The sequence below is a fragment of the Luteibacter sp. OK325 genome (genome assembly GCF_003050935.1).
Lineage (GTDB): Bacteria > Pseudomonadota > Gammaproteobacteria > Xanthomonadales > Rhodanobacteraceae > Luteibacter.
Window position 1 is genome coordinate 665,826 of record NZ_QAOX01000002.1, and the last position, 13,907, is coordinate 679,732.

The following is a 13,907-nucleotide window of genomic DNA, read 5'->3' on the forward strand; positions in this document are numbered from 1 at the left end:
GGGCGGACGGGCAACCGTTCGCCCCTTCTAGTGCCAGATGGCCTTGGTTCTCCGCAACCACTCCTCGCGCTGGGCCAGGCCGACATATCCGCCGTTGATTCTGCGGGTAATGAGCTTGATGGCATCCGCGTCGGCCAGAGCGTTGCATCCTTTCTGCTCCCAGACGGCCGCGGCAGATGCCACGCACCAATCGGCGCTGACGGCATCATCAGGCGATGCGACCAGATCAGGCGCGTTACCCGGGAACTTCGAGCGAATCAGCTCCGTGACAGCGCGGTACTCATCTTTTCCCGTGAGTTGAATGAGGCCCCGTCCGCGATACTTGTAGCCGTCTCCTGGCGCATCGTTCCCCATCCGACCGCCATAGACTTCGTTGGCCAGCTTTTCCGGGTTGTGCGCATATTGGGACGGATCGAGCGGCCCCTTCGGTTGAAACCGAGCAGGCCACACCACCGGCAGCCTCGGCGCGCTGTAGTTCAGATTCTCGAACTGGAAAGTCAGCCCGCCAGATTCATGAAGGACCTGCGCCATGAAGTGCGCAACACGAAGCGCATTGTTGGATATGCCGAACCGGTCGAGCACGGTCTGGGCCTGGGCAAACCCCTGGCGGTAGCTGGACCGCGCACTGGGTGCGAGGCTCTGGATATCCGCGTCAATGACCCTGATCGTCATGTGCCCCGCCCCGATCGAGTTGAAAGCTCGTCATACAACCGCGACACAGCCACCGCAATCGAACGAATGGGCGTATCACTCGCGATACACGGTGCTTTTACTTCCGCAGTGACACACGCAGCTTGCCGAATTTGCGTCCGGTGATCGAGACGGCCGGTCTGAAATCAACCCGTGCCGTTGATACTCCGCGCCACCGCTTCCGCCACGCGAATCCCATCGACCGCCGCAGAAAGGATGCCGCCGGCGTAACCGGCACCTTCGCCGGCGGGGAACAGACCGCGCGTATTGAGGCTCTGGTAATCGTCGTTGCGGCGAATGCGCACCGGCGATGACGTGCGCGTTTCCACACCGGTGAGCAGCGCGTCGTGCATGCCGAAGCCCTTGATCTGGCGATCGAATGCCGGGAGTGCTTCGCGGATGGCGTCGATGGCGTACTCCGGCAGGGCTGACGCGAGATCGGTCAGATGCACGCCAGGCTTGTACGAAGGCTGCACCGTGCCGAATTCGGCGGACGGCTGGCCCTTGATGAAATCGCCCACCAACTGGGCCGGCGCGCTGTAGTCGCGGCCGCCGAGTTCATAGGCACGCGATTCGAGTGCGCGCTGCAAGGCAATGCCGGCCAACGGGCTGCCGCTATCGTCGAACGCCGCGAAGTCCTTCGGCTCGATACCCACCACGATGGCGGCGTTCGCATTGCGTTCGTTACGCGAATACTGGCTCATGCCGTTGGTCACCACGCGCTCCGGCTCAGACGCGGCGGCGACGACGGTTCCGCCCGGACACATGCAAAAACTGTAGACCGAGCGACCATTCTTGCAGTGGTGCACAAGCTTGTAGTCGGCCGCGCCGAGAAGGGCATGACCCGCCTGCGACCCAAAGCGTGCCTTGTCGATGATCGACTGCGGATGCTCCACGCGAAAGCCGATGGAGAACGGCTTGGCTTCCATGTACACACCGCGGTCGTGCAGCATGAAGAACGTATCGCGCGCGCTGTGCCCGACGGCGAGCACGACGTGATCGCTCAACAGTTGCTCGCCACTGGCCAGCACCACCCCACGGAGCTGGCGCGAACCGTCGGTGGCGGTGTCCACCAGCACATCGTCGACGCGCTGCGTGAAGCGAATCTCGCCGCCCAGCGCCTCGATGGTCTCGCGCATGGTTTCCGCCATCGTCACCAGGCGGAAGGTGCCGATATGCGGCTTGCTGACGTAGAGGATCTCGTCAGGCGCGCCGGCCTTCACGAACTCGCTGAGAACCTTGCGGCCGTGGTGGTGCGGATCGGAAATCTGGCTGTACAGCTTGCCGTCGGAGAACGTGCCCGCGCCGCCTTCACCGAACTGTGCGTTCGACTCGGGATCCAGCTTGCGCTTGCGCCACAGGTCCCAGGTGTCGACCGTGCGCTCGCGCACCGCCTTGCCACGGTCGAGGATGATCGGCTTGTAGCCCATCTGCGCGAGCAGCAGGCCGGCGAACAGGCCGCACGGCCCAAGACCGATCACGATGGGGCGTTGTTTCAGATCGGCCGGCGCCTGCGCCACGAACTGGTAGCTGGTGTCCGGGGCCGGTTGCACGTGCTTGTCGTCAGCATGCCGCTTGAGCAGACCGGCTTCGTCAGCCACTTCCACGTCCAGCGTATAGATCAGCTGGATGTTGCCGCGCTTGCGCGCATCATGGCCGCGACGGAACACCGTGAAGCCGAGCATGCCGCTCTTGCCCAACCCCAGCCTGGCGCAGATGGCAGCCTCGATGGCGCCTTCGGCGTGATCGAGCGGGAGCTTGATGTCGGTGAGTCGGATCATGCGGGCGGGCGGTCAGGCGATTTGGCCGGGCATTTTCGCATGTTTGGGCCCATTGAGGTCCAAACCAGACCGGATTGCGATCCACCGCGAGGATCGAACGAGATCGTCATCGGTTCACCGCTCCGGCGAACGTGAAGAACGACAGGTGCGTCCAGGCTTTCGTCCACGGGGTTGATATCGACGCTCGTCACCAGGACGTCGCCATTGCGCAGACCGGCCCCGGAAACAATGCGGCAAGGTGCATGGCAGAGGACTGTCGTAGGTGGTAAGACATCATGCGGTCGGGCTGACAAGCCGACGCAAACCGCCACGAGCGACATCCGCAAACTTCGACGGATCGCCGAAAGCCCGCGCGGTGAGCATCGCGCCACAGATAAGCGAGATGAACGCCTCGGCTTCCGTACTTGCCGCGCCCTGGAGGCGAAACACGCCCTGCTGTGCGCCCTTGGTGAGAATGGTCTCGAGCCATCGCGACAAGTCACGGAAATGCGCGCGGACGCACTCCGCCAGCTCGGGTGGCAATGAAGGCAGCTCCGCCGCCAGCATGCCAGCGACGCAAAACGGAGCTGACGCGTCTGCGATGCATTGCTCCCAGTACCCCGTGTAGAAACCCAGTTTCTGCACCGGATCGAAGTCGTCGCCGTCGAGCAACGCGATCTGCTCGACGATGCCGGCTCGCGATTCTTCAACGACCGCGCGCGCCAGGTCGGCCTTGGCCGGGAAATGATGATGGATGCTCGCCTTCCGGACCTGGACCTGCTCGGCGACATCCGCATAGCTGAAGCCGTTGTAGCCGCGGGTCTGGATCAGATAGCGCGCTGAGTCGATGAGTTTCTGCTGGGTGTTCATGGGCGAAGCCTACCATTTAGTAGGTCTGCTCTTCAACATGATGGGCTCAGAAGCGCGTTCATGCTGACGCTTGACTCTGTAACCTACCTACTAGTAGGGTTATTTCCTCACCCAAGGAATCCCCCCAATGAACACCTTACGAAGCTTCTACTTTCTCCGCTCTGGCGTCGCCTTCGCCTGGGTCGCGCTGGTGGTGCTGCTATCGAACCTGGGAGTGCCACCCGTCGTCTCCGGCGCCCTCCTGGTCCTCTATCCCGCGTGGGATGCGCTGGCGAACATCCTCGACGCACGGCGATCTGGCGGCTTGCGCTCCAATCCAGGTCAGCGACTCAACGCCGTGGTCAGCATCGCGACGGCGGCCGTCCTCGTCGTCGCCCTGACCGTCCGCGGGAACGCTGGCGGGCTCTTCATCTTCGGTGTATGGGCCCTGCTGGCTGGACTACTCCAGCTTTTCGTCGGCATCCGCCGCAGGAAGATAGGCGGCCAGGTATTCATGATGATCAGCGGCGCGCAGTCGGCGCTGGCTGGCGTCTTCATGACCATCCAGGCATTCGGAGATGCCCCGACGATCGCCAAGCTTGCCCCTTATGCGGCGTTCGGTGGGCTGTACTTCTTACTGTCGGCGTTGCGCCTGACCTTCAAGCGTCCGACTTACGACGCCTATCAGAGTGAGTCCACCTGATATCAGGCCCGCATCCCCAACCAGATGACGGCTTCGGTCGCCGACGAGACCACCGGATTCAATAACCGGGACCACAGGCTGCTCTGCGCGACATGCGAAGCAGCCTGATCGTGGTGGAGGCGCTCTTCCATCACGATGGCCGATATCGCCAGAACAGCGGCCTCATCGATACCCCGCAAATCGATGAGCTGCTGTTCCAGGTGTCGGAGCACCACGCTCTCGACCGCCACCGTCGTCGCCGAGATGGCGGAGCGTCCCAGCAAGCCAGTCACCAAGCCGAGGACGAGCCCACCTGAACCGCAGAGCCAGTAGCTTTTGCAGCGGGGCCGCCCTCTTCTGTTCAATTCAGCGGCAAAGATGGCGCGGTGGCCACGTTCGTGCGATCGGAATTCGATGAGCTCGGGGACGAGGTCCCGGGCAAACAGCTTCGCCATGACTATCTGACCGGTATAAATCGATATGGCGCCGAACTCGCCGGCGTGATCGACCTTGATAATGCGACTTCCGATGTCCGTGACGGTCATTCGGATCTCACTTGGCTGGCGGGGAGTCCTTGCATCGCCGAATAGTAGCGACTGATCGCTTGAGGCGCACATTCGCCGAATTGCAAGCATGCACCGTCCTGCTCGCCCTGCGCGCCTTGCTCATCGGTCGCCTAGGGTGTTGTCGGAACGGCTCGATGTATCCAACAGATCCCTGAATTGCGTCAGCTCGGCTTGATCCATGTCCGAAACAATCGCGGCGGGCTGCCCGCCCAGCATCGTGCCTTCCAGCACATACCCCTGCAGTTGAACGGGTCCGTCGCTACCATGCACCGCCGTCGCTGGCAGTACGAAGACGTCGATTACATGCTTGCCATGCCGATAGACGAGCACGGGAACACGGTCGGTGCCGACATAATCGATGCGGCCGCCGATGAGTGCGTATCCCTGGGTGGAAAAGTCCCGCACGACGGGTGCCGTAGCAATCTTTCCCGCGAACCAGGGCTTGACGGTATGTTGATCCGTGGACACCACATCGATGGGAGATGCCGCAGCCAGCGCACGCCAGTGGCTGGAGAACAGATCGCGCGTGAGCCGCGATTGCTCTTGTCCAGCGGTCGATGCATGGTTCCACACAGCCAATGTCGTGCCACCCGCGATGAACGCGATCACCCATGATGCCGCCAACGCGAGGCGGGGCCGCTGCCATCGAGAGGACTGACGGGCGGACGAAGCTGCCGCCTCCTCCCGGATGCGGGAACGCAGCGCCTCGGGCGCGCTGTAGCGTGGCGCATCCTTACGCAACGAGCTGCGCAACGTATCGAGTTCGATCAGGGTGGTACGGCAATCGGCGCATTCATCCAGGTGCGCTTCGAATTCGCGACTGGTGGCACGATCCAGCTCGCCGTCGAAGTACAGTGGCAACAGATCGTTGGCAGCTTTACAGTCCATGAGGGGCCTCCATGGTGCCGTTATCGGTCAGTGCCTTCTGTAACAGTGCACGCCCACGGGCCAGCCGGGACATGACGGTACCAATGGGCGTTTGTAATACGTCGGCGATTTCCCGATAAGACAGTTCTTCGATCTCACGCAGAATCAGCACTTCGCGAAAAGTCTCCGGCAGGTTTCGTAAGTGCATCTCGATCCGTTCGCGGCGTCTGGAGCTATCCAGGCGCTCTTCGATATCATCCGCATCGGCGCGCGGCATCCAGCGCTCGGCTGCGACAGGATTATCATCGATCGCAACGTTCTTCTTTTCCTTGTTGCGCGCGGCGAGGCGGGCGAGACAACAATTGCGGACGATCGCCAGCCACCAAGCGCGCTCGTTACCGCCGGCATAGGTGTCCGAAGCACGTGCGGCGCGCAGGTAGGCGTCATGTACGGCATCGGCCGCATCCTGTTCGCTACCGAGCAACCATCGGCCGAGATTGTAGGCAGCGTCAAGATGGCGCAGTGCCAGATCGTCGACAAAGGCGCGGCTACTCGTCGACATCATGATGACGGCGTCCTCATACCGGTTATACGCGCAACATACGCTGGATCACCCCGTCGCGGTCAATGAGCCGGTGCTTCAGGGCGGCTCCCAGGTGACCTACCACGAGGATACACAGGACCCAGACCAGGCTCACATGGAGGGTGTCGGTAAGCAGGCGCAGCGGCTCGTCCTTACCCACGAGAACCGGCAGGAAACCGATTCCGAAAAAGCTGACCGGGTGTCCGCCCGCCATGCGATGCAGGTAGCCGGTAAGCGGAACCAGGAGCATCAGCGAATACAGCACCCAGTGCAGGGTATGGGCGAGCTTCTGCTGCCACGACGGAATATGGGCGGGCAACGCAGGTGGCTTGTGGGTGGAGCGCCAGAACAAACGAAACACGGCAAGCATGAAGATCAGGCTGCCCAGCGAGGCGTGGTAGAACAACACCTCGTCATGTCCGGGCGCTTTCTTCGGAAAGGTTTCCATGAAGAAGCCAAGGCCGACGTTGCTGAAGATCAGCAGCGCGATGAGCCAGTGCATGGCAACGGCCACCTTCGTATAGGACGTCGGTCGCGCGGTCGCGACAGCGTATGAGGCTTGGGCGGGAACAGACATAACGGGGACCTCCGGTTCGCGGCACGGATGCGTGCCCACGACAGCTAAGATCGTCCCGGGCACGATTTTATTCCCACCCTGTCGGACGCCCCCTGGGGCTCCCCTGCACTAGCGAAGACCCGCTGAGTGCTCGACGGCCGCCGCGGGCGGCGAATCAGGTACCTTGGCGGCAAGTAAACCGGTTATCGGGCCCGCGATGTGGCCTTGGGGGGCGCTATGGTCAAGAGGATTCTGCTGGCGGCGGTCATCGGCGTGACCGTCACGCTCGGACTCATCGCTCTTTCTTTCGCAGCCGATGATGCAGGCCACGAGGCATTATCGAACGTGTTGTTCTGGCAGAACTGGGTTCTGCAGGCCCTCGTGCCCGCGCCGAACATCGGGTCGGCGGAAAATCCGTTCGCCGAGGGAACGCCACTGACGTTCATTGCGTGGTTCGCGAGCGTCCCGCTTGGATTCATTATTTACGGGGTGGCCGCCTTTGTCCTCATGCGAAGACTCAACGAAAGAAAGGTTCATCGCATCGACGATGCCTGAAGCTTTCTGTGGGAGCCGGCTATGCCGGCGATGGGGTTGGGGCAAGCTGTTTATCGCCGCTGAAGCGGCTCCCACATGAACGCGAACGAAAAAAAAGCCGCCTGGGGGTCCAGGCGGCACTGGGGAGACGCATGTTGCCCTCGCAGGGCACTCTTCTTATAAGTCGATCCGTTGCTTAGAAGTCGTACGTTGCCGTCAGACGTGCATAGCGCGGCGTCTGGTAGTACTGGCCAAGGTCATAGTTGTTGAAGACCGTCTGCGGTGAGGCTTCATACGTCGAGAAGCTATTGAGCGGCTTGAGCTCATTGGTGACGTTGAAGACGCTCAATCCAAAGGCCAGCTTCCCGTCGAACGCGGCCGGGCGATAGGTCAGGGCCAGGTCGAGCTGCTTGATCCACGGATTGCGCGTGTCACCCGGATGCGAGGGAACACCGTTGCAATTGTGATACGACGACATGTAGCCGATCGGATCCGGATCTTCCGCGCCATCGAGGTAACCGAGGCAGGACTTCGGCGAGCCGGAGGCCAGGCGAAGGTTCCCCGACACCATCCACTCCGGTGCGATCTGATAGGCGCCGTAGGCCTTGAACTGGTGCGTACGGTCGTTGGCGAGCAGGCCGTTCGCGTTATCCATCAGCAGGGCCGAGTCCCAGTCCTGGGTCTTGGAGATGTCGGTCTGGCCGATGTCCGACTTGGTCTGGCCCTCGGTGTTCCCGTACGAACGGGAGAACGTGTAGTCGATGCGGCCCTGCCACTTTCCGTCAAACGGGTGGTCGAGATACAGGTCCAGCGCATAGTAGCGACGCTTCGCCTTCTCGTCGAAGCCCCAATCGGCCGCACTCATCTGCACGTCGGTACGACCGATGCCGTTGGCATTGGCAAGGCTGAAGGTGTTGGTGAATCCGGGGTTGAAGATAACGCAGCCCGGAATGGAAACCGAGTCCGGGTCGATGCCTTCAGAGGCCAGCTTGTCGCCAATCCTGCCGGTGTCGCAAACGTCATCGATGGCCGTTCTGAGCTTGCGTACCGTGATCTTGGCGCCAGTCACCCAATTGGCCCCGAGGGTCTTGTCGAAGCCAATGATGCCTTCGTCCTGGTACTGCGAGCGAAGATCGCGCGCGGAGACGGAGACCGGATCGATCGGCTGACCGTACTCGCCGTCCGGCGATATCGGGCCCTTGCCGATGGGGGTCAGACCCGTCGGGCGTCCCAGGTTATCGATACCCGTGTAATCGAAATACTCATACGTGAGCGTCGACGGCGAAGCACCGCGCACGGCGACATTGTTGGGAAGCGCGAGGAAATAGCGACCGAAGTTGCCATAGATCTTCAGGCTCGAGTCGCCGAAGACGTCCCAGGCGGCACCGAGGCGAGGCGCCCACTGCGCGGCGTTGTTGACGTAGCTCCTGCCCTGGTCATTGAAGTTCTTGAAGCGGTCGTTGCGCACACCAATGCTCAGCAGCACCTTGTCGCTGACCTGCCAGCGATCCTCGAGGTACTGCGCACGCTGATCGAGGGACATGCTGGTGACCGACGAGAAAATGCGCCTGCTGACGTAATAGCCGTCACCGCCGGGTGCGCCCACGCCGCCCGAAGGACTGATGGGAAGGGTCGGATCCGCTGCGACACCGTACCGCCAGTAGTAGCCCGGACCGCTGGTAGAGGTGCCGACGTTGTGACCCTGGTAGTGCATGTTGTCGATGCCGCCGGCGATCTGGTGATCACCGATGTGCCAATCGAGGTCGACACGAAGACCACGCGTCTTGCTGTTTGCACCCGGATCCTGCGAGGTCGCGGAGGAGTTCAGGTTGGTCAGCTGGTTCCCACCGGCAAGCGCGGGGTCCTGGTTGTAGGGGCGGTCAATGTAGGGCTGTTCACCCAGGCCCGGCGTCGGGTTGTGCAGGTAGTCGTCCGTCCAGCTCTTGCCGTAGGTCGCCGACAAGGTGAGGTCTTCGGTGATGTACGAGGTGTACTTGGCGATGGCGTACTTGGAATCGAGCTTCGAGGTATCCGCATTGGCGCCGGTCGGACCGGTGCTTGAACGCGTGTCGTAGTCATAACCGACGTACGTACCACGCTGCTCATCGGTCGAGTGGATGCCTGTCAATTCCAGGATATTGGAATCGTTGATATTCCAGTCCAGTTTCGCGTAGTACTTCGGCAGGTTGTATGTGTAGTGGTTGGTGGCCACCGGGTTGGCTTCCACCGAATTGGTCGAAGCGCCTTCGGATTTCTCGGCTTCCGCCGCAACGAAGAAGAACAGCTTGTCCTTGATCAACGGACCGCCGACATAAGCGCTGTACGTGGTCGTCCATTTCTTGTTGTCTTCGCGGTTGCGATACAGCGTGCCGGGTGCGTTCGGATCTTCGAAGCCGTAGCCCTCGGGCAAACTACGATTCTTGTAATAGATGTTGCCCGGGCTGGCCGCTGCGAACTTCGGCTCCCAGAGCACCTGCGCGCCAAAATGCCATTCATTCGTGCCGCGCTTGCCGACCTGGGAAATCACGCCGCCATCGGAACGACCGTACTTGGACGAGTAGCCGCCCGTATACACTTCCTGCTGGTCGATCGCGCCATACGGCAGGCCCACGCCGCCGAGGTTGCGGTACGGATCGGAAGTCGAATAACCGTTGATGTAGTAGGCATTCTCGGATGCACCGCTACCACCAAACGATACCGTGCGGTAACGACCATTGCCGAGGTTGCCCGAACCTGCGACCGCACCCGGCGCCAGGAGGGCAATCGCTTCGGCGTTGCGTCCCAGTGGGAGTCGGGCCAGCGTGGCAGCAGTGACAACAGTACGCGAGTCGACAGCCGTCGCATCGATCGGCGGCAGGCTGTTGGCCACGACCGTTACCGAATCGAGCGCCTGGGCGTTGGCCGCGGACGCCGGCTGGTTGAACGAAACATCCGTGCTGCCGCCGACCTTGATTTGCACGTTGGCACGCGAATCGACCACGTGGCCGTCCTGCAGAACATTGACCGTATACGCACCCAGCGGCAGGTTGCCGATGCGGTAGCGACCTTGTGCGTCGACGGCTACCTCTCGTGTGACGCCAGTCGACCCCACCACGGATACCGTCTTTCCGGCTGCCGTGTCGACCTGACCGGCAATGTCACCCGTGGTTGACTGCGCATGGACACTCATCGATGTGCCGAGCACGACAGCGAGCGCCACGGCCAGCGTCGTCGGACGCAACGACGCCCGCCTGGTACGGTGAAGATAATTCATGAACTCCCCATTGCCCCAATAGAGCAGTAATCGCCATTCACAGGACTTCCCTGCCGCGCACCAGGCAGGCGTAGCCAGTGCCGTCCGCAAATACGCGGACAGCCTTGAGCACCTGTATGGCTATTTAAAAGTCGATGCGCTGAAGCGGCCCGGCTGGCCGCCCTTCCCCTGAAACACCCTGCCCGTTCCTTCCACGCCCCCTTGGCATGTGGTGGAAACCTGGGGTGAAAGTTAGCATCGCGTTGACAGGCTATGTGTCGACTTGAGGGAAGAACAGTGTGTCCTGCAAGGCACCAGTCGCCTCGCTTCGGAGCTGCGGAGCACTGTCTCGCGGACGTCACGTGCATCAAGGCAATGACATCGTCGCGGCTTTGGCAGTTACCGTGGGATCCTGCCAGGTGAGCAGCATCGACCGGGCAAGATCGCCCGGCCGATGCCGTGAGCTTACTTGCTGATGCGGTACATCACCGTGGCGTGCGGCTCCAGCTTCGTCTTGATCGAGCCATCGCCCTTCGCGTCCGTGTGTGCCCACAGGTCGCGCATGGTGTAGCTGCCACCCGCTTTCAATCCAATCTCGGTGGCGGCAACGGTGACGTCCTTCGCGGTATCGGCTTCGTTGAACACCGCCACCGCACGACCGCCGTCCTTCAGCGGCTTGACGATGACGTGGATGCCGTCCGCGTCGCGTACCTGCTTGCCCTGCACGCCGAGCGGGTCCTGGTCGATGGCGATGACGTCCTTGTTGAGCAGGATCTGCAGCGCCTCGGGCTTCACCGTGCGCAGGTCGGTGCCGATCAGCAACGGCGAGGCCATGATCGACCACAGGCTGAAGTGGCTGCGGTACTCGACATCCGTCATGCCACCGTTACCCACTTCGAGCATGTCGGGGTCGTTCCAGTGACCCAGGTGCGCGTAGCTATCGAGTACCACGTTCTGCTTGAAGATCTTCAGCATCGAGGCGTAGTTGTCGCTGATGTCCCCGGTAGTGCGCCAGGAGCTGGCGTCGACCGGGTCCTTGCCCGCCCAGAGCCAGGGCTTGTTCTCGCCCCATTCGCACATGCTGAAGAAGATGTGCCGGCCGCTACCGCGCAGGGCCTCGGCCATGGCGGTGTAACGCTTCCTCGCATCCACCTTCTGGTTGTTGCAGTTGTCGTACTTGAGGTAATCCACGTGCCACGAGGCGAACGTCTTCGCGTCATCCTTCTCATGGCCCAGACCACCCGGGAAGCCCCGATTTTCTTCCAGCGGCTCGCACGTGGAAGTACCCGCGCTGGAATACAGGCCGAACTTCAGGCCGCGCTGGTGAATATAGTCGGCGAGCGCCGCGATGCCGCTCGGGAAGCGCTTCGGATTCGGCTGCAGGTGACCGTCCTTGTCGCGCTGCCAGTTGGCCCAGCAGTCGTCCACGTTGACATAGGTGTAGCCGGCATCACGCAGCCCGAGGCTGATGAACTTGTCGGCGACGCCGTGGATCATCCCTTCGTCGAACTCGGCCCGGCAATGGGTGGAGTTCCAGTTGTTGAAGCCCATCTGCGGCAGGACGGATGCGGTCTCGTCCGCCTTCGCCGGCGCGGCGATGCCGGCGGCGCAGACCAGGGCACTGAGAACCGCGCCTCGCAGGATGTTCGTCATGGAATCGCTCATCGATACGCCTCGTGTCGGGAGAAAGGAAGGGGTCATGGCATGCCCACCGTGGACGTGCCGAGGATCGGCTGCTTGCGTGTGCTGAGCACAGGCGCACCTTCGACCAGCAGGTCGAGCACCACGAGCTGGTTGTCATGGGGTTTAAGCCACACGCCGGGTACGTAGAGCGTGCGTTGCGGGCCGATACGCCAGGTACGCCCCAGCGCATGGCCGTTGAGCCAGACGAAGCCCTTGCCCAGCCCGGCCGTGTCCAGGAACGTGTCCGCGGCGGCATTGCCGGAGGCAGGTGCGTCGAACGTCGCGCGATAGAAGCACGGCGCATGCTTGCACGCCGCCGAGGCGTAAGGCAGCGACGCAGGGTTGGCGAAGGGCAGTGAGTAGTTCTGCCAGTCACGCAGCGGCTGGCCGTTCAGGCTGACGGCACCAAGGATGCCCTTGCGCTCGTTCAACATCTTCTCGCCGAAGTTGATGCGCCCGTCGTTCTGCACCAGAAGATCCAGCGTATCGCCCTTGTGCAAGGCCACCTTCAGGCGGTCCTGCTTCAACCGGCGATCGAGCGTGCCGATCCGTTTACCGTTGACATAGACCTGCGCGTAGTCGTGCAGGGTGTCGATGCGCAACTCACCGGACGCGTCCGCGTCGATGCGTTTTCGATAGAGAATATCCCCGTAGGCCTGGTCCAGAGACTCCATGGATCTCGGCTCGGCCGAGGACACCGGCGCTGGGAGGTTATCCCACAGCGATGCGGATTCACCCAGTCGGATGCCGTCGATCGCCTGCGTCCCCGGTGTGGCGGGCACGGGTGGCAAGGAGACGCCGGTTTCTTTGGCGATCACCTCGCGTGCCGCCAGGTACTTCGGCGTCGGACGCCCGCTCTCATCGAGCGGACTGTCGTAGTCGTAACTGGTGACATCGGGCTGGTAATTGTTGTCGTCCCAGTTGGCCCCGTTCATCCAGCCGAACGAGGTGCCACCGTGGAACATGTAAAAGTTGACCGAGTAGCCCTGCTTCAGCATCCATGACAGTTCGTCAGCCACCTTTTTCGCCGGGGCGACGTGGTGCGGAGCACCCCAGTGGTCGAACCAACCGATCCAGTACTCGCCTACCATGTACGGGCCGCCGGGCTGCCAGGTATGCAGCTTTTCAAACTTCTGCGGCGCGTGACCCACACCGAAGTTGATGACCTGCAGGACGCCAGGCAGCGAGCCGGGCTGTTCCGCACTGTCGGACGTGGTGAGCAGCGAAGCGTTGAACCCACCGTCGACGATGCCGCGACGGATCTGCTCCATATAGGCGGTGTCCGTACCGAAACTGCCGTACTCGTTCTCAACCTGCACGGCAATAATGTTGCCACCGCGGCTCAACTGCAGCGGTGCCAACTCCTCGCCCAACCGATGCAGCCAGCGCTGGGCGGGCTGCATGAACTTCGGGTCGGTGCTGCGCAGCTTGACATCAGGGTCCTTGAGCAACCATGCGGGCAAACCACCGAGCTCCCATTCGGAGCACACGTACGGGCCCGGACGCAGGATCACGTACAGGCCCTCCTCCTTCGCCTCACGGATGAACTCGGCGACGTCGTTCTGCCCGCTGAAGTCGTAGTGCCCCGGGGTCGCCTCGTGGGCGTTCCAGAACACGTATGTGGTGATGGTGTTCAGGCCCATCGCCCTGGCCATCTTGAGGCGGTCTCGCCAGTACTCGCGGGGCACCCGGGCGTAGTGCATCTCGCCGGAAACGATGCGGAACGGTTTGCCATCGAGGACGAAGTGCCCCTTCTCGATGGTCATCGGCTGACCCGCGGTGGCGGGCTCTGCGGACGCGATACCGCAAGACAGGGCACCCATGAGCAGCATGGACGCTACGACGTTCCTGGATCGACTCACTAAGGCACCTCGCTTGAAGTACAAAGGCATCGGCACCGGCTCG

At 62.1% G+C, this 13,907-nt stretch carries 12 protein-coding genes; 2 read left to right on the forward strand and 10 right to left on the reverse strand.

Annotation, left to right across the window (positions count from 1 at the left end):
- Window positions 1–27: 27 nt before the first annotated feature.
- The 3 genes from C8J98_RS06795 to C8J98_RS06805 form a co-directional block, all read right to left on the reverse strand.
- Window positions 28–672: a glycoside hydrolase family 19 protein gene (locus tag C8J98_RS06795; RefSeq protein ID WP_199229839.1), complete on the reverse strand. Its 645-nt coding sequence runs from the start codon at window positions 670–672 to the stop codon at window positions 28–30.
- A gap of 164 nt (window positions 673–836) precedes the next feature.
- Entirely contained in the window at window positions 837–2,471 is a 1,635-nt protein-coding gene (locus tag C8J98_RS06800) for an NAD(P)/FAD-dependent oxidoreductase (RefSeq protein ID WP_107912266.1), read from the reverse strand.
- Window positions 2,472–2,744: 273 nt separating this feature from the next.
- Window positions 2,745–3,320 (reverse strand): TetR/AcrR family transcriptional regulator, encoded by a 576-nt coding sequence (locus C8J98_RS06805; RefSeq protein ID WP_107912268.1) that lies wholly within the window; start codon window positions 3,318–3,320, stop codon window positions 2,745–2,747.
- 127 nt (window positions 3,321–3,447) lie between these two features.
- Here C8J98_RS06805 and C8J98_RS06810 point away from each other — a divergent pair, with 127 nt between their 5' ends.
- Window positions 3,448–4,002, forward strand: coding sequence for a hypothetical protein (locus C8J98_RS06810; protein WP_107912270.1), 555 nt, complete (start codon window positions 3,448–3,450; stop codon window positions 4,000–4,002).
- A gap of 2 nt (window positions 4,003–4,004) precedes the next feature.
- Here C8J98_RS06810 and C8J98_RS06815 read toward each other — a convergent pair whose 3' ends face one another.
- The 4 genes from C8J98_RS06815 to C8J98_RS06830 all read right to left on the reverse strand — a co-directional run bounded on the left by C8J98_RS06815 (window position 4,005) and on the right by C8J98_RS06830 (window position 6,574).
- A complete protein-coding gene (locus C8J98_RS06815; protein WP_107912272.1) occupies window positions 4,005–4,526 on the reverse strand; it encodes a demethoxyubiquinone hydroxylase family protein in 522 nt (173 codons plus the stop codon).
- A gap of 120 nt (window positions 4,527–4,646) precedes the next feature.
- Window positions 4,647–5,408 (reverse strand): zf-HC2 domain-containing protein, encoded by a 762-nt coding sequence (locus tag C8J98_RS06820; protein ID WP_158272631.1) that lies wholly within the window; start codon window positions 5,406–5,408, stop codon window positions 4,647–4,649.
- A 16-nt stretch (window positions 5,409–5,424) separates the two neighbouring features.
- Window positions 5,425–5,979, reverse strand: coding sequence for a sigma-70 family RNA polymerase sigma factor (locus C8J98_RS06825; RefSeq protein ID WP_107912275.1), 555 nt, complete (start codon window positions 5,977–5,979; stop codon window positions 5,425–5,427).
- A 22-nt stretch (window positions 5,980–6,001) separates the two neighbouring features.
- On the reverse strand, window positions 6,002–6,574 hold the full coding sequence (locus C8J98_RS06830; RefSeq protein WP_107912277.1) for a cytochrome b: 573 nt from the start codon (window positions 6,572–6,574) through the stop codon (window positions 6,002–6,004).
- Between the two features lie 216 nt (window positions 6,575–6,790).
- Between C8J98_RS06830 and C8J98_RS06835 the strand changes: the two genes are divergently transcribed.
- On the forward strand, window positions 6,791–7,108 hold the full coding sequence (locus C8J98_RS06835) for a hypothetical protein (protein ID WP_107912279.1): 318 nt from the start codon (window positions 6,791–6,793) through the stop codon (window positions 7,106–7,108).
- A gap of 175 nt (window positions 7,109–7,283) precedes the next feature.
- Here C8J98_RS06835 and C8J98_RS06840 read toward each other — a convergent pair whose 3' ends face one another.
- From C8J98_RS06840 to C8J98_RS06850, 3 genes are all read right to left on the reverse strand, one after another.
- Complete coding sequence (locus C8J98_RS06840) at window positions 7,284–10,340, reverse strand: TonB-dependent receptor (RefSeq protein ID WP_107912281.1); 3,057 nt, start codon at window positions 10,338–10,340, stop codon at window positions 7,284–7,286.
- Window positions 10,341–10,784: 444 nt separating this feature from the next.
- A complete protein-coding gene (locus C8J98_RS06845) occupies window positions 10,785–11,984 on the reverse strand; it encodes a glycoside hydrolase family 27 protein (RefSeq protein WP_233260141.1) in 1,200 nt (399 codons plus the stop codon).
- A gap of 32 nt (window positions 11,985–12,016) precedes the next feature.
- The gene (locus tag C8J98_RS06850) at window positions 12,017–13,864 is read right to left on the reverse strand and encodes a glycoside hydrolase family 35 protein (protein ID WP_233260142.1); all 1,848 of its coding nucleotides are present in this window, start codon (window positions 13,862–13,864) and stop codon (window positions 12,017–12,019) included.
- Window positions 13,865–13,907: the final 43 nt, after the last annotated feature.

Excerpts from the sequence above, each read along its gene's own strand:
- C8J98_RS06805 (WP_107912268.1), bottom strand. The coding sequence starts at position 3,320 with ATGAACACCCAGCAGAAACTCATCGACTCAGCGCGCTATCTGATCCAG.
- C8J98_RS06825 (WP_107912275.1), bottom strand. The coding sequence starts at position 5,979 with ATGATGTCGACGAGTAGCCGCGCCTTTGTCGACGATCTGGCACTGCGC.
- C8J98_RS06815 (WP_107912272.1), bottom strand. The coding sequence starts at position 4,526 with ATGACCGTCACGGACATCGGAAGTCGCATTATCAAGGTCGATCACGCC.
- C8J98_RS06795 (WP_199229839.1), bottom strand. The coding sequence starts at position 672 with ATGACGATCAGGGTCATTGACGCGGATATCCAGAGCCTCGCACCCAGT.
- C8J98_RS06845 (WP_233260141.1), bottom strand. The coding sequence starts at position 11,984 with ATGAGCGATTCCATGACGAACATCCTGCGAGGCGCGGTTCTCAGTGCC.
- C8J98_RS06800 (WP_107912266.1), bottom strand. The coding sequence starts at position 2,471 with ATGATCCGACTCACCGACATCAAGCTCCCGCTCGATCACGCCGAAGGC.
- C8J98_RS06840 (WP_107912281.1), bottom strand. The coding sequence starts at position 10,340 with ATGAATTATCTTCACCGTACCAGGCGGGCGTCGTTGCGTCCGACGACG.
- C8J98_RS06830 (WP_107912277.1), bottom strand. The coding sequence starts at position 6,574 with ATGTCTGTTCCCGCCCAAGCCTCATACGCTGTCGCGACCGCGCGACCG.
- C8J98_RS06835 (WP_107912279.1), top strand. The coding sequence starts at position 6,791 with ATGGTCAAGAGGATTCTGCTGGCGGCGGTCATCGGCGTGACCGTCACG.
- C8J98_RS06810 (WP_107912270.1), top strand. The coding sequence starts at position 3,448 with ATGAACACCTTACGAAGCTTCTACTTTCTCCGCTCTGGCGTCGCCTTC.